The sequence below is a fragment of the Bradyrhizobium sp. CSA112 genome (assembly GCF_029051645.1).
Taxonomy (GTDB): Bacteria; Pseudomonadota; Alphaproteobacteria; order Rhizobiales; family Xanthobacteraceae; genus Bradyrhizobium.
Map to the genome: position 1 here is coordinate 136,052 of NZ_JAACFS010000010.1, position 24,673 is coordinate 160,724.

A 24,673-nucleotide genomic window follows, 5' to 3' on the forward strand; every position below is an offset into this window, starting at 1 on the left:
CGGTTTACGTCGGCTGACCTTTTCAAAATACGTGTGTTATCTAACAGCACAATCATGATGATAGCAATTTTTAATGGCAGCCAAGTTTTCGAGACTCGCGAGTGCGCGCTTGTCCGTCTTCCCGATGGAAGGGAAGGAGCAATCTGGCGCGGGCTAGCATATCCTTTGGAACTTCCGGATGGACGTATTGATATAGGTAGCGAAGCTTTTCCTCCGGGCGATTGCGTGCACCGGGAAGCAAGCATTGGAGCGACTCAGCCAAATTTCGCGGTAATCGAAGGGATCGAAGAAGCGTACGTATTGCTCTCAGGGCCCGGCATAGCTTGTGAAACTGCCGCGGGGACGCTTAAGGACTCCGGGTACGATGTTATCAGAACGGGAAGGTATCTCGGCGATCCGGTTGACGGCCTGGAGGCTGACTGGTTCATCCGCGTCACCAAGCCCAAAGGACAAGAATCACTGTCGGCGCTCCTTACAGAGGTGGCCGGCGGTCAACCTATTAACGTTCCGAGCCACGGGACTTTAGACGAATATCGCGTTCGGCTGATCACCGGTGAACTTGCTTCCGCTAAGGCGCGCGAGGCTGCGTTGCGGGCCGAGGTCACTCGCCTAAGACTGGAGCAAAGCAATGTTGGCCAAACACAAACAGAGATCGATGAGCTAAGGGCGGCAATCGAACTCGAACGAAGTTTGCGCCAGGAGGCCGACTTAGCCGCGCTTGCGGCTGCACAACTCGCAAATGAAACCCGTGTGGATCGGCCAATTGCTCCGCCAGGAAAACTAAAAAGCGAAATTGAGGTGGTGTTCGAAACTCTGCTTCCTGGGGTGCGATTGATACGCGACAGCCTCATCGTGATTGCTGCTGAATTCTCCAACCGAAGGGCACTTTATCGCGGTCTTTCTGAGTTACGCATCGCAAATGGCCGCCTCCCCCCGACTTGGAAGAAGCTCAAAGGCCTAGATGACTGGTGGGAGCGACATATGAGCGACGGCCAAGACGACGCTGGTAGAGTATACGCGCGCCTTGAACCTTCAGACCGTGTTTGGGACGTGCTGATTTCTCACAAGAGTGAGCAATCGCGCGACATTGCGTGGCTCGGTCGCCGGTGGACGACACACCTAGCCTAAACCAATTAATTCAAAGCCGGAACAGCGCGAAGAAGCGCCAGTATTTCAGACGATTGGCGTGCAAGATTGACCGTCAAAAACCGAATGCGATGTCCCTGGATTGTGATGTACTCGTCGACATCAACGTCGATGGCAGGGTGCAAGAGGATGCCTTCCGCGTTATCGCAAAGAGGATCGCCGATATTCTCCTGCGAACGCAGGTAGGCGTACATTTGATAGAGGTAGCCGCTCTTCAAGACGGTGTCCCGATAGGCTGTGCTTGAGAAGATAGACGTAAATTTGGTGTCGATCACAATGCGTCGCCCTGCCGACGGATTCTCAAGAATTATGTCGGTCTGCATATTTGGCAGGACCATATCGATCCCGGACGACGCGTCTTTGTATTGCCATTGGAATCTGCGTCCTTGCTGCACGCGCCACCCTGACGCTGCACCTAGCTCCACTGCGTAAAAATTCCCGATGGCCTTCTCGAACAGCTTCCAAATTATCATTTCATCACGATCTAGTTGTACTAGTGCATGATCTCCTTCATTTTCTAAAGGCAAGACGAGATCGAATACGATCCGGGCCAACGTAATCATAAGAAGGTCTTCGGCGTCGTTGCGTCCAAGCCGGTCGGCAGACATTGCCGCTCGTGATGGGCGGACGCCGGGCACACCAAGCCTGCCGAGATCGCCAGCGAGGCGACGACAGCGATGCGAGAGATCTGCGTCGCTGACGCGCCCAGCGACCGCGTCGAGCGCTGCACGGACGAAGCGGTTTCGCGGCGTGTCAATGGTGTGGTCGTCGAAGCGTACCGCCACTCGACCAACCGACAGCAGGTCGCGCGCATAGGTCTTCCGGATATCGATACGGCCTCGTATCCGGGAAAGGATGGCTTCCTTGCGCATATATCCGCGACTGAGGTTGCGCCGCAGTCGGCGTTCGACCGCAAATGCGAGTAGGCGCCCAATCAGACTCGGCAGATTCGGGGACTCTTCCACCATTCCGGTGAATTGCCCAACATAGCGGCCGAGGTCAGATGCATACAAAAGAAGAAGCCAAAGATTTCGAACGGGAATGCGTCCCGCAAGACGGACGGGTTCTTCCGCAATTGCAACGATGCTCAAAACAATCCCACCAACAGCCGCTTCTTGGCTTCGGCGGCCTTGTCCGGGGCGTCGAACCAGTATTCTTCGAGAAGCGGTGCTATTTCGGTTTGGACAATTTGGCTGAACCAGGCCTTCCCGTCCGAAATGACAACTCCCTCCTGGGGAGTTACATAGCTATGCCCGATGCGAAACTGAGGGCCAAGAGAACGATCGTCCGCTATCTCTTTGTTAAGATCGCCCATTTTTTGCTCGATCAAATCAATCGTCGATTGCTCTAGGTTCGCTTTTTCGGCGCACCATGTCCGCCAAAGCGGCCCAAGCTCGGGCCGCAGGGTGATGAAAGCAAACCTGCGCCGCAAAGCTAGGTCAACGAGAGCGAGGGACCGGTCGGCAACGTTCATTGTGCCGATAACGTGCAAATTGGCGGGGATGTAAACGCGCTCGCCATCACGACTATAGGCCAGCTCTAGGGCCTCGTCCTGCTTCCGCTTTGTATCCTCCAAAAGCGTGAGCATTTCCCCGAACACTTGCGCCGGGTTGCCGCGATTGATCTCCTCGATGATCAGTATGAACGGCTCTGGAACGGCCGATGCTGCCTGAACAAGCTTTAGAAAGAGGCCGTCGGCCAATTCGAGTTTCCCACCATCAGTCGGACGCCAGCCACGCACGAAATCCTCGTAGGACAAAGATGGATGAAACTGCACGATGCGAACGCGCGTACGCGTGACCGCTCTGTCCCTTGTCCCAATCAGCGCGTATGCGAGCCGCTTGGCTAGCCAGGTCTTCCCCGTTCCGGGTGGCCCCTGAAGAATGATGTTCTTCTTTTCCCTGAGCCGCTTCAGGGTCGCTTCGAGGGCTTCGCGCGGCTGGAAGCATCCTTCTTCGACAATATTGCTAACTTCATAAGCTTGGATTTCTGCGGGCTCGTCAGTCGCGTCAGGCTCCGCATCCTCCGGGTCCAGCAAAATGGCCGGAGGGCCTTCCCCACTCACGGAGAACTTCCGCGCAAAATAGGGAAGTTGTGTCCAGAAAAGATAATCCTGCGGAATACCGCCAAAAGCGAACAGTATGAGCCGACGGCTTAAATCGTCGCCAGGATCTGCCTGATGAAGCGTCGTACGATACGTGTAGAGAAACCAGTCGCGCGGGGGGTCAAGGGGCGTCCAATCAACCTGCACCGTTTTGCCATCTCCAGGATTTGCGGTGATGGTACCGATTGCTTTAATACGCATGCAGGAGACAGACTTGCCGCCTGCATTGAAAGGCAAGTTGTTCTTCTTGACAAATGAGGACTTGATCGCAATCCGATCGCCCTGTCGCATCGTGCGCACAAGCTCCGAGAATTTTGTCTCGTAGCCATTCTCCCAAATGCCTTCTCTTAGAAAGCGTTCGAGCTGGTCCCCTTCATCCCAAGCCGCCCCTGCAAACCAAAACTGGCGCGCGGGGTCATCAAACAGCTCCGTCGCAGTTCCCGTCGCTACCGGCGCGGGCTCGTCCTCTTCGCTGTCCTCCCATCCGACGGCCCTGACCTCCTTAAATATCGTAAGTGCCCCGGCATGATCGAGGTCAGTCTCCCGCCCCTCCTGTGTCAGCTTCCATATGCCACGACGCTTGTCATCGATGAGGCCCGCTTTCACAAGATAAAAGCGCGCCCAGCCAACCTTGTTCTCGAAGCTGGGATTACCACCCTTGGTGACTGTACCAACCACCTCTTTTGCAGCGGGTTCATGCTCCGCTATCCAGTCTACTACTTCCTTGGGCTTCCCCTCTCCGCCCATGGCGCGCAACGCACGTAGAACAGGCCCAAGAAAATGAAGGAAGCGTGGCCCCTTAAGATCTGTCTCGCCGTTACTTGGTAAGGGGTGCAGCCTTTCCGGCGACGTCGGGGCCCACGCAAAAACCTTTGCTTGCTGATCTTGCACAAACTGTTCGGGATCACCGACTGCGAGCCCTACGTCTTTTGCGGCCGCGATCAAACCATCCCGAGCCGTGCCTTCCAACTTGCCTGTAGCAACGTCGTCTCTGTTGACTACAATTGCACTGGGCATCGGCCAGCCGCGCTGATGAGCTAACAACACGAGCTGGCCGAGATGCTGCGGCATTCGACGAAAGGCCGCGTTCCAAGAGACCCCGCTTGCTTCTGCGAGATCGAGATAACTTACGAAGCGCCGCTCAAGCGCGGCCTTGCGGATAGTCTCGTATGACTTCTCTAGGTCGAGCCGCGGTTCCTCTGCCATGCCGTTCTCTCGGTCGCTTTTCAGGAAATTATTTGGGTACGCTGTGAGAACTGATGCCAACTTAGCGCGTCAATGCGCTACACCAACGCGGAAAGTTTGAGTCGCTTATATAGGTCCCTCGCCGAGCGCCTTGGCTACGTTACGGAAGCGGTCGAGAGCCGTCTCCAGACTTTCGACGATTTCGGCCGCCACCTCGTCGGGTGGTGGCAGCAGATCGGGATCGTCTAGCGCGTGATCCTTCACCCAGAAGATGTCGAGATTGACCTTGTCGCGCGCCAGCAAGGTGTCCAGCGGGAAGCGCTTGAACTTTTCAGACTCTTCGCGCTTGGAGCGGTGGCCAGACTGGTAGCAGTTGATGAAGTCATGGAGATCAGCCCGTACCATGGGACGCTCCTTCAATGTGAACCGCTGGTTGGTACGGAGGTCGTAAATCCAGAGATCCTTTGTTGCCGCGGTCTCAGAGGGCGGCTTCTTGTCGAAGAACAACACGTTGGCCTTGACGCCTTGCTTGTAGAAGATGCCTGTCGGCAGCCGCAACAGCGTGTGAAAATCGAAGTTCTTGAGCAGTCTGCGTCGGATCGTCTCGCCCGCACCGCCCTCGAACAGCACGTTGTCGGGCAGCACAACGGCGGCTTCACCATTCGGCGCCAGCACGGTCATGATGTGCTGCAGGAAGTTCAACTGCTTGTTTGATGTCGTGACGAAGAAGTCCTGCCGGTCGTAATCCTCGCGCTCGCTGTCGATCTCGCCGTCATCGCGGATGATTCGATAACTCTGCTTCTTACCGAAGGGCGGATTGGTGAGTATGACATCATAGCTCTTACCGCCCGCACCGAGTAGCGCGTCCTTGGCCTCGACAATTGAATCGACGCCGGTGATGCCGTGCAGGTACAGGTTCATCGCGGCCAAGCGGACGACCTCCGGTACGATATCAACGCCGGAAAATTTGTTCTTCAAGGCGGAATAGACGCCGCGATCCCTGGCCTTCGGGTGCTGCTTCATGTGTTGCCAGGCGGCGAGCAAGAAGCCTGCCGTGCCGCAGGCCGGATCATGGATCGTCTGATTCGGTTTGGGATCGACCACCTGCACCATCGCCTCGATCAGCGAGCGCGGCGTGAAGTATTGGCCCGCGCCCGATTTCACGTCCTCGGCGTTGCGGGCAAGCAGGCCCTCATAGATATCGCCCTTCACATCCACCGGCAGACCGAGCCAGACCTCACTTTCGATCAGGCCGACCAGACGTTTGAGTTTGGCCGGGTCCTGAATCTCGTTCTGCGCCTTGAGGAAGATCGCGCCAATGATACCGCCCTGCTTCGACAGCTTGTCGAGCAACTTTACATAGGTGGCATTCAGCGCCTCGCCGGAAAGGTCCTTGATGTCGCTCCAGCGCGCGCCGGCAGGAAGCATGGAGGCCTCGCCGATTTGCGTGACACGCTCTTCGTCCATCTTGAGGAAGAGGAGATAGGAAATCTGGCTGATATACGCCTGATAGGAGACGCCCTGATCGCGCAGCACATGTGCGAAGTTCCAGACCTTGGCGACGAGGGTTTGGGCGTTCATCTTACTCGGCTCCTCGCCTGATCCATGAGCATTTCAAATAGGAACTGTGCTGCGTCGAACGGCTCCATGCGGCTTGGCTGTTGACCTCGAAAGTGCATCGCCATGCCCATGGGTTTGAGATACGGCCCGCCTTCATCCGCCCCGACCGTCAAGGCCTCGTTCCAGCTGATGGCAGTTGAGATCAAGCCTTGCGAATAGTGGATTGTTCGCGGCTCCATCCCGCCACGGAAAATAGTACAGGAGGCCACCTCCTTTTCATCCAGATAGACTTGGCCGGTGAACCGATTCGCGTCGATTTGCCTGAACTCGCCTTTCCACGCTGGGTCACGCATCTCCAGCATGTCGAGTTCCTTTTGGAAGAATGTTCCGACATCCCGCATGGCATTCCGCGAGAAGCCGTCCATCTGAAGGTCTGTTGTGCGACGGGGGAGGCGAGGCCTTTCGGCTGCCAGTGTTGGACGGACGTCGGCTTCCAAGGTCGTGTGCGCCTGCGGCTCTTGCGCTGCGGTGGTCGCTTCCAGCGCCCGGCGGATTCCACGGACAACATCAACCCATGCCGCGTCGCGATCAGCCCATGACGAGACAGCCTTGGCATCGGTCGGGAGCATCACAAACCTGGCAAAGGGCAATCCGTGGAAATCACAGGGGCGGCAGACAATCGAGATCGCACGGGCAGCTTTCGCGTCATGACGCGCAAGCGCGCGGGTCATCTCGCGTGCGTAGCAATAGTCGGAGGCTACGAAATCGGCGCTGATCAACATCAGGATCAAGTCGGCACTTTCAAGATGCTCTGAGATGGCATCGTCAAGGGCGTCGCCCGCCGTGATCCGGCGGTCGTGCCAGACCGAGAGCAAACCTTGCCGCCGGAGCGGCGCAAGATGGGTCTCAAGCTCCTGTCGGAAGACTTCGTCGCGATGGGAATAGGAAATGAACGCTTTCGCCATCGTCAGGAACCGCCCTTCGTCCGCGCGCGCTTGGCGGTTGGATGGGAGATTAAACGGGCGAGGAGTGCGCTTGCGGATTCGTCGGCTGGGTCTTGCGGTACAAGGCGGCCCTCGAAGGCTGCCTTGAGAATGGATTGCTTCAGCCGGGCCACATCGGCCGCCTCGGCATCAAGCAGGGCAAGCGTGTCAGCGGAGGCCGATAGTGCATCCGAGACACGGCGGACGACTTCTTCGGCTTCGGCGGGGGGTGGGATAGGGATAGGTGTTGCCTTTAGCGACTCCCCTGAAAGCCCCTGCTGTCCAGCCGTGGTTTTGATGTTTGCGGCGATATGCTTTCGACTGACGCCAGTGTTTACGGCAAGCTCGACAAACTCCGCCAGCATGGAGAGAACAGGTTCAAGACGCACGCGGATGATCTTGTCAGGATAGAAACGTTTGGGCCCTCTATAGATCGCACCAACCCCGACGAGCTCGGCTGATCCATTGTATCGGGTAAAGAGCAGATCACCCGCCTCGACTGTCGCGGCGGCCGCGGCTTTGGCCTGATCGCTATCCAGAAAGCGGATCTGGGTTTCGTCGATCCGAAGAGGTCTTACCGCTGAAATGCGTAGGATCTCGTGATCGTTTGAGGCGGCGCGCGGAGCGGCCGACGTTCCATTCCTGACGCTCTCCGCAATCCCGTCCAAGGTTGCCCAGTTCCAACCACGGGGAAGCTGTGGCAGAGTGGACGTGTCGAGCCGTGCGGGCTCGGCGACGCGAGCACGGGCTCCTTGGTGCACGCGCTTTTTGCCGATGCGGGCGAAAAGGTCGGTCCCCGTCTCGGAGCCGGGGTTCGCTGCACGCCAGTCCTTCGTCAGTTCGCCAGTGACAGCGGATTTCAAAAGCGCGCGACGGAAGGTGCCAAGGCCCTCCTGCACCATCGCCAGCGCCGCCTCTCCATCGGCAATTTCCGCAAACAGCGCGTCCAGCCGCGCCACGATGCGGCACTGCTCGGCCGACGGCGGGAGTGGAATCAACAAATCTTCGACAAAAGATCGGGGGAGTTCTTGCTGGTTAGTCGACCCAACGTGCCCATCAATAACCAGATGTTGAACACGTAGCGTTTCGATAAAATAACCAAGATAGGAAGGCTCGACGGAAGTTGGTCTAACCAATGTGACATGCGAGTCGATGGTCAATTCAGGAATCGACCCGTCGTAGACTACTGCGCGCCCAATCGTGCCCGTGCCGGTGGAGTTCCAAAGGAGATCTCCAGCCCTGATGTGAAGTTCAGTTGCCAAGCGATCAAAGGCATCACGCGAGGTGAGCTTGAAATGCTTCGGTTCAAGGCGATGCCAACGAATGCACTTTTGATTGACGACAGGCACGCCGCCGCTTGCAACGTAGGTCGGCCCACGACCCCGCCCTATGAAGCTTGAGAGACGCTTTAGCGGCACCCACTCCCACCCATCTGGCAGCAACCAAGGCCCATCCGGCTTCTCTAAATCCTCTACTTTTTCCGCCACCGCAGCACCAACGACCATCAAGCCACCAACACATCTGAGAGTTCATCGAGGAGCGCCGGTAGCCTGGCGCCGAACAGCGCCCGCGCCCGCACAATGCCGCCGCGCCCGGCGAATTCCGGCGCATCCATCATGTCCTCCGGCCGGATTTCGATGTTGACCCCGAGGTGATCACGGATCGCCCTCAGCCAGGCACGCTGCTCCTCGCTATAGGAGCGCCCGGCCTTTTCCTCGCGGCCGAGCCACAAGTTGAAGCGTCCGGCAATTACCGAAGGCAAAGGCTCTAGGGACTCGCTGCTCGCGATCGCATAGCGCACCAGCATGACGATGTCAGCCAGCGTCCCCGCCGGGTTGCCGCGAACCTTGTCGGATGCGAGGCGCTTGTACGCGCGCCAGATGTCGACGGGTTCGAGAAGCCAGGGCGGGCGTTTCAGCGCCTCCTTGAGATCGTCCACCGCCTCGTAGGTCAGTCGCCGTTGCGCATAGGGCAGCCGGTAGAGGATTTGCAGGGCGGCGAGTTCGTCGCGCCGCTCCTCCAGAAAGCGCTTGAAGCGCTCAACCGTGTCGGTGGCCTTTTTCTCGTCCCACCCGGATGAGACGACGGCGTCGGTGGAGATCGTGTCGATGCGGATATCGGCAGAGGCCTTGACGTCCTTCAGCAGACGCCGCAGCGTCGGATCGTCAAAGATGGTTGCCGCCGCATCCTTCGCCGCCTCGCGCGCCTTCTTCTGCTCGGGTTCCGGCGCATCCTTCGGCACACGCTTCGCCAGTGCGTCCGGATCGACGGCGTCGAGCAGGCGCGAGGCGAGGCCAGAAAGATCGACGCCGCCCGAGGCCTTGACGATCGCCGCACGGTCTTTGTCGCCGATCCGCCGGTCGAGCGCGGCCAGGCGGGCCGCGAGCGTGGCGAAGGCGTCGTCGTCCCGCCGGCCGGCGGCAATGTCGTCGATCAGCCTGTCGAAGGAAATGACACGGTCGCGCTCTAGCGGTTGCGAAACAGTTTTCAGGCTTTCCGACACCCCGACCGCGTCGATCAGCACGAACCGGGTTTTTGCCTCGGCATCCGGCGTTACCTCGCGCAGCTTTTCCGCAGAGATGGTGCGCGCGCCCCGGCCTTTCATCTGCTCGAAATAGAGTTCGGACCTGACGTCACGCATGAAGATCAGCACTTCCAGCGGTTTGACGTCGGTGCCGGTGGCGATCATGTCGACGGTGACTGCGATGCGGGGGTTATAGTCGTTGCGGAACGACCGGATCAGCGACTCGGGGTCGGCGCCATCGGTCTTGTAGGTGATCTTCTTGGCAAAGTCGTTGCCCTTGCCGAACACCTCGCGGACGAGGGTTGTGATCTCCTCGGCGTGGTGATCATCCTTGGCAAATATCAGCGTTTTCGGCACCTCGGAGCGCCCGGGAAACAATTCGGTGAAAAGGGAATCCCGATAGGTTTCGAGAACGGTGCGGATCTGGTTCGGCACCAACACCGAACGGTCGATCTGATCCGGGGCGTAGCTGAAATCCGCTTCGAGAGTTTCGTAGCGCTCCGCCCGCGTGCGCTTGTCCCGCACCGGCAGGTCATAGCCGGCCTTTACCGTCGCGCCGCGCTCGCCGATCTCGGTGCGAATCCGGAACACCTCGAATCCGACGTTCACGCCGTCGACCACGGAACGCTCATAAGGATATTGCGCGACGAGGTTCTTGCCGAAGAAACCGAGCGTGTGCAGCGAGGGCGTTGCGGTCAGCCCCACCGTGAAGGCATCGAAATATTCAAGTACCTGACGCCAGGTGCCGTAGATCGAGCGATGGCATTCGTCTGTTATGACGAGGTCGAAACTCTCGATCGGGATCGACGGGTTGTAGGAAACGAGCCGCTCGGTGTCTGCCCGCGACAATTCAAACGACGATGCCTCTTCCTCTTCTTCCGACAATTCCTTGCCGGTGAGAACCGAGTAGACGCGCTGGATCGTGGCGATCACGATTTGCGCATCCTTGTCGAGGCCCGCCGCGCCGAGTTTCTGGACGTTGTAGATTTCGGAGAACGAGCGGCCGGTTCCGGGCGGCCGGTAGGCTAGATATTCGTCGCGTGTCTGGCGGACGAGGTTGGCGCGATCGGCCAGGAACAGGATTCGCTTGAATCCGGCGTGTGCCAGCAGCCGGTAACTCAAGGTGCAGGCAGTGAAGGTCTTGCCGGCGCCGGTCGCCATTTGTACCAGCGCACGGGGACGGTTTTGAGCCATGGAACCTTCGAGCGCTGACACGGCGTCAATCTGGCAGGCGCGCAGGCCGTCGGTGATGAATGGCGGCATGACCCGAAGCCGGCCGCGCAAAGTGAGAGGCTCCCTTAGCTCACGTTCCAACGTCTCCGGCCGATGAAAGGCAAAGACGCGGCGCGACACCGGATCAGGGTCGGCGTGGTCGCGAAACAGCGTCTCCGCGCCTGAGGCCACATATTCGAACCGGACCTGACCTTCCTCGCGGACGAGGTGCTTCGGCACATCCGCGATGTATCGCGCCGCCTGCTCGGAATAGCCCGAAAGCGTGGTGCCTTCCGGTTTGGCCTCGATCACGCCGCAGAGCTTCCGACCTACGAACAAGCCATAGTCCACGGGACCGGAAGACGTCTGGAACTCGCGCAGCGCCACGCCCAATCCAGCGCCAAGGTTCATTTCAGCCTTGGACTGGATCAGCCATCCGGACGCGACAAGCCGCCGGTCAATCAGGGACCGGGCCTTATCTTCTGGATGAAAGGCGAAATCGTTCATATTGCAATTTATGCGGGACGCACGACCGTGACGCAAATCTGATCCCAAGAACAGCAGTGGACACCAACCTCAGCCGCACCAACAAGAAGCTTGCCTGGACGTTTTCTCTCGTGGCGACTCGGCGGCGATTCTCAGAAAAAAAAGCGCCCCATCGGGGCGGCTTTCCAGTTACACTGATTAATCAGCATCTTATCTTGGTTGCGGGATAGGATTTGAACCTATGACCTTCAGGTTATGAGCCTGACAGGCTCGCACTAAGGGCCAGAACGAGCGACTAGAAAGTGCCAGCGAGAATTTCACTGTGTTTGCGGAATAGCCGTCGTGGGACTTTGGCTTCCTTGCAAATCCCGTAAAAGACCAATAATTTTTGCACGGTAAGTAGTGGCTAAGTGCTGGCGCGCCCGAAGAGATTCGAACTCCTGACCCCCAGATTCGTAGTCTGGTGCTCTATCCAGCTGAGCTACGGGCGCGTTTTCGCTTGGCATTTGGGCCTCAGGGGCCCGGATGCATCCGATAAAGGCTCGGACGGTCGCGAAAGAGCGCTTTAGCTACCCGCTCCGGCCTCGCTTTGCAAGGTCTCGAAAGCAGGTTCTGACCGGCAAGTCCGAGGCGGTTAACCTGCTGTCATTCCGTGGCGGACGGCAGCGGGAAGCTGGAATCTCCCTGCAATCACATCGGGATTCCGGGTTTAATGCTTCGCATCGCCCCGGAATGACGCGGAAATAGCCACGCCTTAGGCCCGCGCCCGCTCGTTGCGGACGCTCTGCAGTTCCACCGGGCGGTCCGGAATTGAGATCCGGAAGGTGGCGCCTATGGTGCCTTCGACCAGATGGATGTCGCCGCCATGGGCGCGGACCAGTTCGGCGGCGATCGCAAGGCCCAACCCGCTGCCGCCGGAGCGGTTGGAAGTCTGGAACGCCTCGAACAGATGCTCGCGCGCCTTCGCCGGCACGCCGGGACCGGTGTCGGAGACCTCGATAATGGCGACCGAGCCTTCGCGCCGACCGGTGATGCGGATCTGCAATGCCGTCGCGTCGCCCTTGGCGCTTTCCAGCGCCTGCGCGGCGTTGCGCACCAAATTGAGCAGCACGCGAAACAGTTGATCGGGATCGGCATCGATCGAGAGCCCGCGCTCGATTGCGCTGATCCAGGTAATCGAGGCATCGGCAGCAAGGCCTGCCGATTCGCGAACCTCTGCAACCGCAGGCTCGACCAGGATCATGCGGCGGTCGGGCTCGGCTTCCTGGGCGCGACCATAAGAGAGGGTCGACTGGCAGAAGTCGATGGCGCGCTCCAGCGAGCGCATCAGTTTCGGCGCAAAGCGCTGCACCCGCGGATCCGGCACGCTGGCGAGCTGGTCCGACAGCAGTTGCGAGGACGCCAGAAGATTGCGCAGATCGTGGTTGATCTTCGACACGGCAAGGCCGAGCGCGGCAAGCCGGCTCTTCTGGGAGAGCATCGAGACGAGGTCGCGCTGCATGTCGGACAATTCGCGTTCCACCACACCGATCTCGTCGCCGCGCTGGCTCGGAACGATGATGCGCGCCGCGCTTTCCGGGTTTTCGTGGAAGCCGACGAGATTTGCGGTCAGCCGTCGCATCGGCCGCACGAACAGATAATGCAGCGCGAGGTAGACCAGCCCCGCGGCGAGCATCGCGATTCCCAGCGAGACCAGCAGCAGATTGCCGGAGAAGCGGTACATCGCCTGCCGCAGCGGCTTTTCATCGACTACGACCTCGATGAATTGCGCGCCACCGGGCGCGGCCCCGACCACCCGAATGGTCTGGTTGCCGGTGTCCAGCATGGTCTCAAAGGATTCGACGATCGCGGACCACACCGTCAGGGTCCGCAGGTCGATATCGCGGTCGATCGCCGCCGGCAGGTCGGCGCTGGCGAGCAGCCGGCGCTGCTGCCCCATCTTGATGGCGACCGCGCGTGCGCCGACGCTGGTCAGGATCTGCCGTGCCAGCGAATCCGGCACCATGCCGAGCGGCGCGGCATCCAGCACCAATGCGGCGGTGTTGGCCGCCGCGAGGCGGTCGTTCAGCCGGTTGGTCCAGAAATTCGCGATCGAAGGCACGTAGATCATCAGGAGGGCGATCATCACGAGAGGGATGGTCAGCAGCAAAAGCTTGCCGGACAGGCCGAGCCGCCGCGGGCCCGAGGCCCGCGGCGCTTGAGGAGTCGGCTGGTCGGTCGCTGACACGATAGCTGCCTTGATCTCTCTGCTTTGGAGCCCGCCGGACCCAGGCCGCACCACCCCATGGGTGCGTTACCGTGATTCCAAGGATGCGTTTGGGCCACCGAGCGGTCAAATTACCGATCGCTAATGTCCGGTGGTTCCGATGGTCCGGGTACGCCGCCGTCTCGTCCCTAAAAACCCCGCGAAAACAGATATATTCGCCCCAATTGCGACGTTTCAAAGAACGGCTGACGCGGCCACCGCCGACATTGACGAAAACAGGTCGCTCCCGTATAAGCCGCGCCAACTGTCCGCGATGGCCCGGTTCCACCGGGGGCGGCTCGTTTGGGCCGTAAATGGCCCTTTTTCGGGCCGGCCCGCATCACCGGACGCATCTCAATCCAACAGGCACATTGCCCGGTCAGCGGAGAACTACCCGTGAAGCGGACTTATCAACCCAGCAAACTGGTGCGCAAGCGCCGTCACGGCTTCCGCGCCCGTCTCGCCACCGCCGGCGGCCGCAAGGTTCTCGCCGCTCGCCGTGCGCGTGGCCGCAAGCGTCTGAGCGCCTGAGCCGGATCTTCCGGAGATTTCATTCATGGATCGGCTGAGGCAGCGGGCGGACTTTCTCGCCGTTGCCAATGGCACACGGGCCAACAGCGCTGCCTTCGTGGTGCAGGGCCGCCGGCGCGACGATGACGGGCCGATCCGGATTGGTTTTACCGTTACCAAAAAAAACGGCACCGCCACCGAGCGCAATCGCATCCGGCGCAGGCTTCGCGAACTGGTGAAGCGGCTGGACGTCATATCCATGCGACCGCACCATGATTATGTGCTGGTAGGCCGCCGGGCCGCGCTCACCCGCGACTTCGCAACCATGCTCGACGATCTCCGCTCGGCGCTGCATCGCCTCGACCGGCAGCCGACCAAACATCAGAATTGAATGGCGAGACCTCAAAAACGATGACCGACAATCGCAACACCATCCTCGCCGTCATTCTGTCCGGCCTTGTGCTGATCGCCTGGCAGTATTTCTACAACGTGCCGCAGATGGAGCGGCAGCGCGCGCAAAGCCAGACCCAGGCCGAACTCTCCAAGCCGGCGCCGCAAACGGCGCCGGGATCGACCACGCCACAACCAGGCTCGGCGCCATCAGCCACGACGCCAGCCGGCCAGCCGGGCGCGCCCGCGCCCGTCGTCAGCCGCGATGCCGCGATCACTGCCTCGCCCCGCATCAAGATCGAGACACCGCGGGTTTCGGGCAGCATCTCGCTGAAGGGCGCGCGCGTTGACGACCTGTCGCTGGAGAAATTCCGCGATACCGTCGATCCCAAATCGCCCGCGATCGTGCTGTTCTCGCCATCGAACACGGCGCATCCCTATTATGCGGAGTTCGGCTGGGTCGCGGCCTCGGGCTCAACAGCGCGGCTTCCCGACCGCGAGACTGTGTGGCAGCAGGAGGGCTCCGGCAGCCTGACGCCCGACAAGCCGGTGACACTGAAATGGGACAATGGCGAAGGCCTTACGTTCCGCCGCACCATTGCGATCGACGACCGCTATCTCTTCACCGTCAAGGACGACGTCACCAATGTCGGCAGTGCGCCGGTGACGCTCTATCCGTTCGCCCTCATCTCTCGGCACGGCACGCCGGAAGTCTCCGGCTACTACATCCTGCATGAAGGCCTGATCGGCTATCTCGGCGAAAAGGGCCTGCAGGAACACGGTTACAAGGCCGTCGCCGAGGCGCCTGTTCTGGGCAATGGCGGGCGGGGCTTCGAGTTCAACATCACGAATGGCTGGCTCGGCATCACCGACAAATATTGGGCTGCGGCGCTATTGCCCGACACGTCGGCGCGCCTCAAGGCTCGCTTCCTCGCTGAACCGGGCGCCAAAGTTCGTTATCAAGCCGATTACCTGCAGGATCCGCAGACGATCGCGATCGGCGGCACCGGCAGCGCCAATGCGCGCCTGTTCGCCGGGGCCAAGGAAGCCGGTGTCGTCGGCATCAACTTCCCGCTCGCCGGTCATGGCGGCTACAACAAGCAGCTCGGGCTCAACCATTTCGATCTATTGATCGACTGGGGCTGGTTCTACTTCATCACCAAGCCGATGTTCCTGGCGCTCGATTACTTCTTCCACCTGGTCGGCAATTTCGGCGTCTCCATCCTGCTGGTGACGGTGCTGGTGAAGCTGTTGTTTTTCCCGCTCGCCAACAAGTCCTACGCCTCGATGGCGAAGATGAAGTCGGTGCAGCCGCAACTGGCCGCGCTCAAGGAGCGCTATCCCGACGACCGTCAGAAGCAGCAGCAGGAGATGATGGAGATCTATCGCAAGGAGAAGATCAACCCGATCGCCGGTTGCCTTCCTGTCGCGTTGCAGATCCCGGTGTTCTTCTCGCTCTACAAGGTGCTGTTCGTCACCATCGAAATGCGCCACGCGCCGTTCTATGGCTGGATCAAGGACCTCTCGGCGCCCGACCCGACCAACCTGTTCAACCTGTTCGGTCTGCTGCCCTTCGATCCGACGCACATACCGGTAATCGGATTTTACCTCGCGCTCGGCGTCTGGCCGATCATCATGGGCATCACGATGTGGTTCCAGATGAAGCTGAACCCGACGCCGCCGGATCCGACCCAGAAGATGATCTTCGACTGGATGCCGCTGATCTTCACCTTCATGCTGGCGGGCTTCCCGGCGGGTCTGGTGATCTACTGGGCCTGGAACAACCTGCTCTCGGTGCTGCAGCAGAGCTACATCATGCGCAAGAACGGCGTGAAGGTGGAGCTGTTCGACAACATCAAGGCGACGTTCGCGCCCAAGAAGGCCGTCGAGAAGACATGATGCCGTCATTCCGGGGCGATGCAAAGCATCGAACCCGGAATCTCGAGATTCCGGGTCTGGTGCTTACGCACCATCCCGGAATGACGGAAGAGGAAGCGCCGCGCTGTCCCGCAATGACGGCCAGGAAAGAACCTTCGCATGACCGCCGAGACTGATGCGAAGCTGATCGAAGAGGGACGAAAACTCTTCGCCGGCGAATGGAAGTTCGTTTGGGCCTCGCCTTCGATCGAAACGCTGCCGCCGATGGCAGGCATGGAAGTGGCGTTCGCCGGCCGCTCCAATGTCGGTAAATCGAGCCTGATCAACGCGCTCACCGGCCGCAATGCGCTGGCGCGCACCTCGCATACGCCGGGCCGCACCCAGGAACTGATCTTCTTCGAAGGGCCTGACAAGTCCGGGCTGCGGCTGGTCGACATGCCCGGCTATGGCTACGCCTCGGCGCCGAAAACCAAGGTCGCCTCCTGGACCAAGCTGATTCATCAGTTCCTCTTGGGACGTGCCACGCTGGCGCGGGTCTACGTCCTGATCGACGCGCGCCACGGCATCAAGGATGTCGACCAGGACGTGCTGAAGACGCTGGATAAATCCGCTGTGAGCTATCAGGTGGTGCTGACCAAGGCGGACCAGGTGAAGCCGCTCGAGCTGGAAAAGCACATCAGTGAGACCATGACGGCGCTCGCCAAGCACCCGGCCGCGTTTCCGGAAGTGCTGGTGACGTCCTCGCGCTCCGGCGCCGGCATGCCGGAATTGCGCGCCGCGATGGTGCGCCTGCTCGGCGAGCGCGCCTGATGGCCCGCGCCGGCCGCATCCTGATCGTGCTGGCCGCCATCATGGGCGCCGACGGCGTCATGCTGGCGGCGGCCTCGGCCCATGGCGCGGACGCGTCGCGGTTGGTGTCCGCGTCCTCGATGCTGCTGTTTCATGCTACCGCTGTTTTGGGCGCCGTCGCGTTGGCCGAGCGCGGCATCGTGCAAGCGAAAATCGGGATCGCAGCGGCTTTCGGCTTCGTTCTCGCGGCCAGCCTGTTTGCCGGTGACGTGACGCTGCGCCACTATGCGGGACATGGCCTCTTCCCAATGGCCGCACCCACCGGCGGGACGCTGTTGATCGCAAGCTGGCTGGCGCTGGCGGTAGCAGCCGCCTGGCCGAAGCGGGGGTAATCTCTTTCTTCCCCTCTCCCCTTGTGGGAGAGGGTGGATCGACGCCGCGAAGCGGCGGCGAGACGGGTGAGGGGTCTGTCTCCGCGGAAAGAACCCCTCATCCGGCGCCATAGCCGATGCGAAGCATCGGCGTTCTAAGAGACGGCGGCCAAGGGCCGCCTATGCCACCTTCTCCCACAGGGGGAGAAGGAAGAAAGCAACTTTGCGCCCTGCCCGCCAATCGGATAGAACCCGGCCCGACATCCGCAATGGCGAGACCCGCTTCATGACATCAGCGCAGAATATCAGCCCGCTCGATCAGGCCCGCATCCTGTCCGAGGCGCTGCCGCATATGCAGCAATATGACGAGGAAACCATCGTCATTAAATACGGCGGCCATGCCATGGGCGCGGAGGAGACCGCCAAGGCGTTCGCGCGCGACATCGTTCTGCTAGAGCAGACCGCGATCAATCCGGTAGTGGTGCATGGCGGCGGGCCGCAGATCGCGACCATGCTCAAGCGGCTCGGCATCCAGTCGGAATTCGCCGCCGGGCTTCGCATCACCGATGCCGCCACCATCGAGATCGTCGAGATGGTGCTGGCGGGCTCGGTCAACAAGCAGCTCGTCGGCTACATCAACGAAGCCGGCGGCAAGGCCGTCGGCCTCTCCGGCAAAGACGGCAATATGGTGAAGGCGTCGAAGACGTCGCGCACCATGGTCGATCCGGATTCCAACATCGAAAAGGCGATCGACCTCGGCTTCGTCGGCGATCCCGACAAGGTCGATCTCACGCTGTTGAACCAGTTGATCGGCTACGAGCTGATCCCGGTGCTGGCGCCGCTGGCGACCTCGCATGACGGCCACACGCTCAACGTCAACGCCGACACCTTTGCCGGCGCGGTGGCCGGTGCGCTCAAGGCCAAGCGGCTGCTGCTGTTGACCGACGTTCCCGGCGTGCTCGACAAGTCGAAGAAATTGATACCGGAATTGTCGGTGAAGGATGCGCGAAAACTGATCGCCGACGGCACCATTTCCGGCGGCATGATCCCGAAGGTCGAGACCTGCATCTACGCGCTGGAACAGGGCGTTCAGGGCGTCGTCATCATCGACGGCAAGATGCAGCACGCGGTGCTGCTCGAATTGTTCACCAATCAGGGCACCGGCACGCTGATCCACAAGTGATGAGCAAAGCGGCGAGGCGAACAGAGGCCGTCATGGCCGGGCATAGCCGTCCGAAGGACGGCGTCGCTTCCGCTAGCCTACGCCCGGCCATCCACGACTTGTTTGCTCCCGGCGGAAAGAAAGACGTGGATGCCCGGGTCAAGCCCGGGCATGACGAGCGGAGAACGAAGCCACAGCTTCGATCCGCCCTCACTCGCATTCTGATGTCACTGCCGGCCGCGGTGCTCTCGCTATTCGTCTCCTCCCTGCCCGCGTTTGCCGACCTAAAACTCTGCAACCGCATGAGCTATGTGGTCGAAGCCGCGATCGGCATCGACGACAAAGCGGCGACGGCGACGCGGGGCTGGTTCCGGATCGATCCGGCCGCCTGCCGCGTGGTGCTGCAGGGCGCGCTGACCGCCGACCGCATCCTGTTGAACGCGCGCGCGCTCAGTGTCTACGGCGCCTCTCCGATCCCGCAGAACGGCAACGATACGCTGTGCATCGCGCCGGAGAATTTCGTCATCGCCGCCGCGCGCCAGTGCCGCAGCGGGCAGACACCGGCGCCGTTCACGCAAATCACCCCGACGCGGACCGATGACGGCAACCTTGTCGCCTACCTCGCCGAGGACTCCGAATATGACGACGAGCAGGCGCGGCTGGCCGGCATCCAGCGGCTGCTGGTGATCGCGGGCTATGACGCCGCGCCGATCGACGGCGTCGACGGACCGAAGACGCAGGCCGCGCTTTTGGCGTTCCTGAAGAGCCGCGGGCTTTCGGCCGAAATCGTGCAGTCGCAGAATTTCTTCACCGCCATGATCGAGGCCGTGCAAAAGCCCTCCTCCACAGGGCTGACCTGGTGCAACGACACGCCGCACAAGATCATGGCGGCGGTCGCCACCGACGACGGCAAGGCAGTGACCAGCCGCGGCTGGTACCGCATCGATTCCGGCAAATGCCTGCATCCCGATGTGACCGGCCAGCCCAGGCAGGTCTACAGCTTTGCCGAAGCCGTCGATGGAGAAAACCGCGCTGTCAAATACCGGAACAGGCCGTTGAACTGGGGCGGCCCGAAAGAGCTCTGCACGCGCGAGAGCAAGTTCGAGATATCGGAACAGGGCGATTGCGGCACCCGCGGACTTGCGGCAATCGGCTTTGCGCCGGTCGACATGAGCAGCGGCGGCAAGACGCTGCGATTTGCGATGCCGTGATGAGTCACAATTCCATCGTCGTCCCTGCGAACGCAGGGACCCATAACCACCGAACTGAGTTACCCAAGACCAAAGGCAACACGCACCGTGTACACCAATAACCGCCGCGGAGTTTGGGTCCCTGCGTTCGCAGGGACGACCGGTTGAGATAGCAGATGAAAACCAACTCCCCCCGCGCCTTCAGCCATATCGACACCTGGGTGTTCGATCTCGACAACACGCTCTACCCGCATCACGTCAATCTTTGGCAGCAGGTCGACGCGCGGATCGGCGAATTCATCAGCGCGTTCCTGAAAATATCCGCGGAAGAAGCTCGCGTGATCCAGAAGGATTATTACCGCCGCTACGGCACCAGCATGCGCGGCATGATGACCGAGCACGGCGTGCGCGCCGACGATTATCTGGCTTACGTACACCGGATCGATCACTCGCCGCTGGAGCCGAACCCGGCGATGGGCGCGGCGATCGCAAAACTTCCGGGCCGCAAGCTGATCCTGACCAACGGCTCGACCGACCATGCCGGCGCGGTGCTGGAACGGCTCGGCATCGGCGAGCATTTCGAGGCGGTGTTCGACATCATTGCAGCCGAGCTGGAGCCGAAGCCGGCGCCGCAGACCTACGACAGATTCCTGCGCGTCCATGGCGTGGATCCCCTGAGGTCGGCGATGTTCGAGGACCTCGCCCGCAACCTCGTGGTGCCGCACCAGCTCGGCATGACAACGGTGCTGGTGGTGCCTGATGGCGCCAAGGAAGTGGTGCGCGAGGATTGGGAGATGGAAGGCCGGGATGCGGCCTACGTCGATCATGTGACGGATGATCTGACGGGGTTTTTGGAGAGGTTGAGCGTAAAGTAGATCCACTCTCTCCGTCGTCCTTGCGAACGCAGGGACCCATACGCCGCGGCCGTTGGTAAAGGGCTCTCTGGCAGACATCCCGTTCAACAACCGGTGCCTGTGGTTATGGGTCCCTGCGTTCGCAGGAACGACGAGGGAGGGGAGCTTTCGCAGGGACGACATCCCGCCTTGACTCTCTCTGCCCAAATACCGAAAAAGCCCTTCGACTTTGCCCGATAATCCGCTCTCCCCCGAGGAAATCCCGATGTCCCTGTCCGCGCTCGAATCCACCGTCAACTCCGCCTTCGATGCCCGAGACGGCATTTCGACTTCGACCAAGGGCGAGGTTCGCGAGGCCGTGGATCATGCGCTCGAACTGCTCGACAAGGGAGAGGCGCGGGTTGCCGAGCGCGAGGCTGATGGCAAGTGGAAGGTCAATCAGTGGCTGAAGAAGGCAGTGCTGCTGTCGTTCCGCCTCAACGATATGGGCCAAATTCCCGGCGGCCCCGGCAAGGCGTCGTGGTGGGACAAGGTGCCCTCGAAGTTCGAGGGCTGGGGCGAGAACCGTTTTCGCGACGCGGGCTTTCGCGCAGTCCCCGGCTCGATCGTGCGCCGGTCGGCCTTCATCGCCCGCAACGTCGTGCTGATGCCGTCCTTCATCAATCTCGGCGCCTATGTCGATGAAGCGACGATGATCGACACCTGGTCCACGGTCGGAAGCTGCGCGCAGATCGGCAAGCGCGTGCATATTTCCGGCGGCGTCGGCATCGGCGGCGTGCTGGAGCCGCTGCAGGCCGAGCCGGTGATCGTCGAGGACGACTGCTTCATCGGCGCGCGCAGCGAAGTGGCGGAAGGCGTGATCGTGCGCAAGGGTGCCGTGCTGGCGATGGGCGTATTCCTCGGCGCCTCCACCAAGATCGTCGACCGCGAGACGGGCGAAACCTTTATCGGCGAAGTTCCGGAGTACTCGGTCGTGGTTCCCGGTGCGCTGCCCGGCAAGCCGCTGAAGAACGGCCAGCCCGGCCCGTCCACCGCCTGCGCCGTGATCGTCAAGCGCGTCGACGAGCGCACCCGCGCCAAGACCAGCATCAACGAGCTGCTGCGGGACTAGAGCACGGCCACGTGGTTCGAGACGCGCGGCATTGCCGCGCTCCTCATCATGAGGGTCTGAGACCTCATTCTGAGGAGCGCGCTGGCGCGCTCAAAGGATGAAGCCCCGGCCGGCGAAAACAGCCGGTTCGAACCTTAGATCAGATATCAGCGACGAATGACCAGACCGCGGGCTGCCGCCCTCCGGAGCATTGCGCATGGACTGGACCTGGTACCTGTTTCGCTTCGACGGCCGTATCAATCGCGCCAAGCTGTGGCTCGCGGGGGTGGTCCTGCTGGGCTTGATGATGTTTGTGGGGGTGGTAATCGTTGCGATCCATAGCCTGTTCGGCGGCCCCGCATCCTTCCATTTCGGGGCCACGGACCTCTTCAAGCTGGTGGACCCCGACGCGTATCGATCCCCAACATTGGCCGACCTCCCCCGGCTCTTGATCAAACTGCTCGGCACGTCGCTGCTCATGTGGGTCTATTTCGCGACCTCCATCAAGCGGCTGCATGACCGCGACAAGAGCGGCTGGTGGATGGTGCCGTTCTTCGCGGTGCCCGGCCTGTACAATCAGTTTGCAGAGCGGCTTCCCGATTCCTATGCCGACCTGCCGCTAGCCATTGCCGCGTTCGTTCTCTGCCTGTGGGGCTTCGTTGAGATGTACTGTTTGAAGGGCTCGCGAAGGACTAACCGGTTCGGGCCTGACCCGCTGGCGCCGAAACCGCCACGCGATACGCGTCCGCCCTGGGACCAGCAGAGCGAGATCGAAATGGTGCCGCACAAGGCTGGTCCGCCGCCGGTTTGGCGTGTTAAGCCGGGCTATGAATGACGCCGTTTCCATCACCCGCGACCTCGTCCGCTGCCCGTCTGTCACCCCTGCCGATGCCGGCGCGCTCGGCGTCCTCGAGCGGCTCCTGAAAGACGCCGGCTTCGTGGTGCACCGGGTGACCTTCGGCGAGCCCGGCACATCAGACATCGACAACCTCTACGCCCGCATCGGCACTGAAGCGCCGCATATCACTTTTGCCGGTCACACCGACGTGGTGCCGGCGGGCGATGAGGCCGCATGGAGCCACGGCGCATTTTCCGGCGACATCAAGGATGGCTTCCTCTACGGCCGCGGCGCGGTCGACATGAAGGGCGGCATCGCCTGCAGCGTCGCCGCGGTGCTGCAATATCTCGCCGACGTCAGCGGCAAGCCGAAAGGCTCGATCTCGTTTTTGATCACCGGGGACGAGGAAGACATTTCCGTCAACGGCACCATCAAGCTTCTGAAGTGGTGCGCCGAGCGCGGCGAGAAGTTCGATCATTGCGTGCTTGGCGAGCCCTCGAATGTCGAAGTGCTCGGCGACTGCATCAAGATCGGCCGCCGCGGCTCTCAATCCGGCACGCTCTATGTCGATGGCGTGCAGGGCCATGTCGCCTATCCGCACCGCGCGTCGAACCCGGTGCCGGACATTTCACGGCTGATCGTGGCGCTCTCCGACGAGCCGCTCGATCACGGCAGCGCGCAGTTCCAGGCCTCCAATCTCGAATTCACGTCCGTCGACGTCGGCAACGCTGCGAGCAATGTGATCCCGGGCCAGGCGCGCGCAAAGTTCAACATCCGCTTCAACGACAATCATACGCAGGAGACGTTGCGCGCGCTGGTCGAGGAACGGCTGGCGAAGGCCTGCGGCAACCGCATCCGCGCCCGCATTGTGTGGGAATATTCCAACTCCAACGTGTTCGTGACCAAGCCCGGCGCCTTCACCGACCTCGCTGTCAGTGCGATCGAGGAAGTGACGGGCCGCAAGCCGGAGCTTTCGACAAGCGGCGGTACCTCCGACGCGCGCTTCATCTCTAGCTATTGCCCGGTCATCGAGTTCGGCCTGGTCGGCCAGACCATGCACCAGATCGACGAGCGCACGCCGGTGTCCGATCTGGAGAAGCTGACGCAGATTTATCGGGGCGTGCTGGAACGGTATTTTGCCTAGCTCTTCTCCCTCGCCCCGCTCTTGCGGGGAGAGGGTCGGGGTGAGGGGCTCTCTCAGCGAGTCGTGTGCGGTTGGTGGACCTGTACCCCTCACCCGGATCGCAAGAGCGATCCGACCTCTCCCCGCAAGCGGGGCGAGGTTAAGGGAAGCTGCCGCCTAATACTCCACCCGCACCAGATATAATCCTTCCGGCGGGGCGACGGGGCCGCAGGCGGCGCGGTTGCGGGCGGCGAGCGCGGCGGCGAGGTCATCGGCGCTCCAGCGGCCTTCGCCGACCCATACCAGCGAGCCCACCATCGAGCGCACCTGGCTGTGCAGAAACGAGCGCGCGGAAGTGAGGATCGAAACCGCGTCGCCATTTCTTATGACATCGAGCTGGTCGAGCGTCTTCTCCGGCGATTTCGCCTGGCATTCGGTGTCGCGAAAGGTCGTGAAATCGTGCTTGCCGAGCAGTCTTTTGGCCGCGGCGTCCATCGCATCGGTATCGAGATGGCGCGGCACGCGCCAACTCCGCTTGATATCCAGCGCGAGGTTGGCGCGGTGGTTGGTGATGCGGTAGCGATAATGCCGCCTGATGGCGGAGAAGCGCGCTTCGAAATCATCGGGCACGATTTCCGCACTGAGCACGCCGATCGGGTGCGGCCGCAGATGCGCGTTCAGCCCGTCGCGCAGGCGTCCCGGCGGAAACGGCTTCTGTATATCGCAATGCGCGACCTGTCCCAGCGCGTGCACGCCGGCGTCGGTGCGGCCCGAGCCATGCACCCGCGCGGACTCGCCGCAGATGGCCTTCACCGCCGTTTCCAGCGCGCCCTGCACCGTCGGCGCGTTGTCCTGGATCTGCCAGCCGGAGAACGGCGTGCCGTCATATTCGATGATGAGCTTGTAGCGGGGCATCTCAATCCAATCCGGCTGTCATCATCCGCGAAAGCGGATGATCCAGTACGCCGCGGCGTTTCGGTTCAACTTCAAACGCCGCGGCGTACTGGATACCCCGCCTTCGCGGGGTATGACA

20 protein-coding genes and 1 tRNA gene are annotated in these 24,673 nt (G+C 61.2%); 12 read left to right on the forward strand and 9 right to left on the reverse strand.

From position 1 onward, the window contains the following. Positions 1-33: 33 nt before the first annotated feature. Positions 34-1,128, forward strand: coding sequence for a hypothetical protein (locus tag GWE18_RS19325; protein WP_275187295.1), 1,095 nt, complete (start codon positions 34-36; stop codon positions 1,126-1,128). 5 nt (positions 1,129-1,133) lie between these two features. On the opposite strand, the gene mcrC is transcribed toward GWE18_RS19325, so the two are convergent. The 8 genes from mcrC to GWE18_RS19365 form a co-directional block, all read right to left on the reverse strand. Then, positions 1,134-2,237 (reverse strand): 5-methylcytosine-specific restriction endonuclease system specificity protein McrC, encoded by a 1,104-nt coding sequence (gene mcrC / locus GWE18_RS19330; protein WP_275187297.1) that lies wholly within the window; start codon positions 2,235-2,237, stop codon positions 1,134-1,136. After that, complete coding sequence (locus GWE18_RS19335; RefSeq protein ID WP_275187298.1) at positions 2,234-4,456, reverse strand: AAA family ATPase; 2,223 nt, start codon at positions 4,454-4,456, stop codon at positions 2,234-2,236. The genes mcrC and GWE18_RS19335 overlap by 4 nt, the downstream gene beginning before the upstream one ends. 105 nt (positions 4,457-4,561) lie before the next feature. Beyond that, a complete protein-coding gene (locus GWE18_RS19340) occupies positions 4,562-6,016 on the reverse strand; it encodes a class I SAM-dependent DNA methyltransferase (RefSeq protein ID WP_275187299.1) in 1,455 nt (484 codons plus the stop codon). Next, positions 6,013-6,960, reverse strand: coding sequence for a toll/interleukin-1 receptor domain-containing protein (locus tag GWE18_RS19345; RefSeq protein ID WP_275187300.1), 948 nt, complete (start codon positions 6,958-6,960; stop codon positions 6,013-6,015). The genes GWE18_RS19340 and GWE18_RS19345 overlap by 4 nt, the downstream gene beginning before the upstream one ends. Before the next feature lie 2 nt (positions 6,961-6,962). Beyond that, positions 6,963-8,483: a restriction endonuclease subunit S gene (locus GWE18_RS19350; protein ID WP_275187301.1), complete on the reverse strand. Its 1,521-nt coding sequence runs from the start codon at positions 8,481-8,483 to the stop codon at positions 6,963-6,965. After that, positions 8,483-11,221, reverse strand: coding sequence for a DEAD/DEAH box helicase family protein (locus tag GWE18_RS19355; protein ID WP_275187302.1), 2,739 nt, complete (start codon positions 11,219-11,221; stop codon positions 8,483-8,485). Before GWE18_RS19355 ends, GWE18_RS19350 begins: the two co-directional genes overlap by 1 nt. 393 nt (positions 11,222-11,614) lie before the next feature. After that, positions 11,615-11,691 (reverse strand) — tRNA-Arg (locus GWE18_RS19360). Positions 11,692-11,954: 263 nt separating this feature from the next. Continuing rightward, entirely contained in the window at positions 11,955-13,427 is a 1,473-nt protein-coding gene (locus GWE18_RS19365) for a HAMP domain-containing sensor histidine kinase (protein WP_275187303.1), read from the reverse strand. Between the two features lie 414 nt (positions 13,428-13,841). Between GWE18_RS19365 and rpmH the strand changes: the two genes are divergently transcribed. The 11 genes from rpmH to dapE all read left to right on the forward strand — a co-directional run bounded on the left by rpmH (position 13,842) and on the right by dapE (position 23,661). Continuing rightward, positions 13,842-13,976, forward strand: a complete 135-nt coding sequence (gene rpmH / locus GWE18_RS19370; RefSeq protein ID WP_008542748.1) for a 50S ribosomal protein L34 — start codon at positions 13,842-13,844, stop codon at positions 13,974-13,976. A gap of 25 nt (positions 13,977-14,001) precedes the next feature. Next, positions 14,002-14,346: a ribonuclease P protein component gene (gene rnpA, locus GWE18_RS19375; RefSeq protein ID WP_275187304.1), complete on the forward strand. Its 345-nt coding sequence runs from the start codon at positions 14,002-14,004 to the stop codon at positions 14,344-14,346. A 20-nt stretch (positions 14,347-14,366) separates the two neighbouring features. Further along, positions 14,367-16,244, forward strand: coding sequence for a membrane protein insertase YidC (gene yidC / locus GWE18_RS19380; RefSeq protein ID WP_275187305.1), 1,878 nt, complete (start codon positions 14,367-14,369; stop codon positions 16,242-16,244). Positions 16,245-16,382: 138 nt separating this feature from the next. Further along, positions 16,383-17,033 carry a ribosome biogenesis GTP-binding protein YihA/YsxC gene (gene yihA / locus GWE18_RS19385; RefSeq protein ID WP_275187306.1) on the forward strand — a complete coding sequence of 217 codons (651 nt, stop codon included), beginning with the start codon at positions 16,383-16,385 and terminating at the stop codon, positions 17,031-17,033. Beyond that, entirely contained in the window at positions 17,033-17,404 is a 372-nt protein-coding gene (locus tag GWE18_RS19390; RefSeq protein WP_275187307.1) for a DUF423 domain-containing protein, read from the forward strand. The genes yihA and GWE18_RS19390 overlap by 1 nt, the downstream gene beginning before the upstream one ends. A 265-nt stretch (positions 17,405-17,669) precedes the next feature. Then, a complete protein-coding gene (argB, locus tag GWE18_RS19395) occupies positions 17,670-18,566 on the forward strand; it encodes an acetylglutamate kinase (RefSeq protein WP_057852525.1) in 897 nt (298 codons plus the stop codon). Positions 18,567-18,769: 203 nt separating this feature from the next. Then, positions 18,770-19,756 (forward strand): DUF1036 domain-containing protein, encoded by a 987-nt coding sequence (locus tag GWE18_RS19400; protein WP_275187347.1) that lies wholly within the window; start codon positions 18,770-18,772, stop codon positions 19,754-19,756. A 155-nt stretch (positions 19,757-19,911) separates the two neighbouring features. After that, on the forward strand, positions 19,912-20,610 hold the full coding sequence (locus GWE18_RS19405; RefSeq protein WP_275187308.1) for a pyrimidine 5'-nucleotidase: 699 nt from the start codon (positions 19,912-19,914) through the stop codon (positions 20,608-20,610). Between the two features lie 244 nt (positions 20,611-20,854). Beyond that, positions 20,855-21,700, forward strand: a complete 846-nt coding sequence (gene dapD / locus GWE18_RS19410; protein WP_275187309.1) for a 2,3,4,5-tetrahydropyridine-2,6-dicarboxylate N-succinyltransferase — start codon at positions 20,855-20,857, stop codon at positions 21,698-21,700. 196 nt (positions 21,701-21,896) lie between these two features. Beyond that, positions 21,897-22,514, forward strand: coding sequence for a DUF805 domain-containing protein (locus GWE18_RS19415; RefSeq protein WP_275187310.1), 618 nt, complete (start codon positions 21,897-21,899; stop codon positions 22,512-22,514). Then, positions 22,507-23,661, forward strand: a complete 1,155-nt coding sequence (gene dapE / locus GWE18_RS19420) for a succinyl-diaminopimelate desuccinylase (RefSeq protein WP_275187311.1) — start codon at positions 22,507-22,509, stop codon at positions 23,659-23,661. Before GWE18_RS19415 ends, dapE begins: the two co-directional genes overlap by 8 nt. 156 nt (positions 23,662-23,817) lie before the next feature. Here the strand turns inward: dapE and truA are convergent, their stop codons facing one another. After that, positions 23,818-24,555 (reverse strand): tRNA pseudouridine(38-40) synthase TruA, encoded by a 738-nt coding sequence (gene truA, locus GWE18_RS19425; protein ID WP_275187312.1) that lies wholly within the window; start codon positions 24,553-24,555, stop codon positions 23,818-23,820. Between the last annotated feature and the right edge of the window lie 118 nt (positions 24,556-24,673).

Excerpts from the sequence above, each read along its gene's own strand:
- dapD (WP_275187309.1), top strand. The coding sequence starts at position 20,855 with ATGTCCCTGTCCGCGCTCGAATCCACCGTCAACTCCGCCTTCGATGCC.
- GWE18_RS19400 (WP_275187347.1), top strand. The coding sequence starts at position 18,770 with ATGTCACTGCCGGCCGCGGTGCTCTCGCTATTCGTCTCCTCCCTGCCC.
- GWE18_RS19405 (WP_275187308.1), top strand. The coding sequence starts at position 19,912 with ATGAAAACCAACTCCCCCCGCGCCTTCAGCCATATCGACACCTGGGTG.
- yidC (WP_275187305.1), top strand. The coding sequence starts at position 14,367 with ATGACCGACAATCGCAACACCATCCTCGCCGTCATTCTGTCCGGCCTT.
- dapE (WP_275187311.1), top strand. The coding sequence starts at position 22,507 with ATGAATGACGCCGTTTCCATCACCCGCGACCTCGTCCGCTGCCCGTCT.
- GWE18_RS19335 (WP_275187298.1), bottom strand. The coding sequence starts at position 4,456 with ATGGCAGAGGAACCGCGGCTCGACCTAGAGAAGTCATACGAGACTATC.
- argB (WP_057852525.1), top strand. The coding sequence starts at position 17,670 with ATGACATCAGCGCAGAATATCAGCCCGCTCGATCAGGCCCGCATCCTG.
- rnpA (WP_275187304.1), top strand. The coding sequence starts at position 14,002 with ATGGATCGGCTGAGGCAGCGGGCGGACTTTCTCGCCGTTGCCAATGGC.
- truA (WP_275187312.1), bottom strand. The coding sequence starts at position 24,555 with ATGCCCCGCTACAAGCTCATCATCGAATATGACGGCACGCCGTTCTCC.
- GWE18_RS19415 (WP_275187310.1), top strand. The coding sequence starts at position 21,897 with ATGGACTGGACCTGGTACCTGTTTCGCTTCGACGGCCGTATCAATCGC.
- yihA (WP_275187306.1), top strand. The coding sequence starts at position 16,383 with ATGACCGCCGAGACTGATGCGAAGCTGATCGAAGAGGGACGAAAACTC.
- GWE18_RS19355 (WP_275187302.1), bottom strand. The coding sequence starts at position 11,221 with ATGAACGATTTCGCCTTTCATCCAGAAGATAAGGCCCGGTCCCTGATT.
- GWE18_RS19340 (WP_275187299.1), bottom strand. The coding sequence starts at position 6,016 with ATGAACGCCCAAACCCTCGTCGCCAAGGTCTGGAACTTCGCACATGTG.
- GWE18_RS19390 (WP_275187307.1), top strand. The coding sequence starts at position 17,033 with ATGGCCCGCGCCGGCCGCATCCTGATCGTGCTGGCCGCCATCATGGGC.
- GWE18_RS19350 (WP_275187301.1), bottom strand. The coding sequence starts at position 8,483 with ATGGTCGTTGGTGCTGCGGTGGCGGAAAAAGTAGAGGATTTAGAGAAG.
- GWE18_RS19345 (WP_275187300.1), bottom strand. The coding sequence starts at position 6,960 with ATGGCGAAAGCGTTCATTTCCTATTCCCATCGCGACGAAGTCTTCCGA.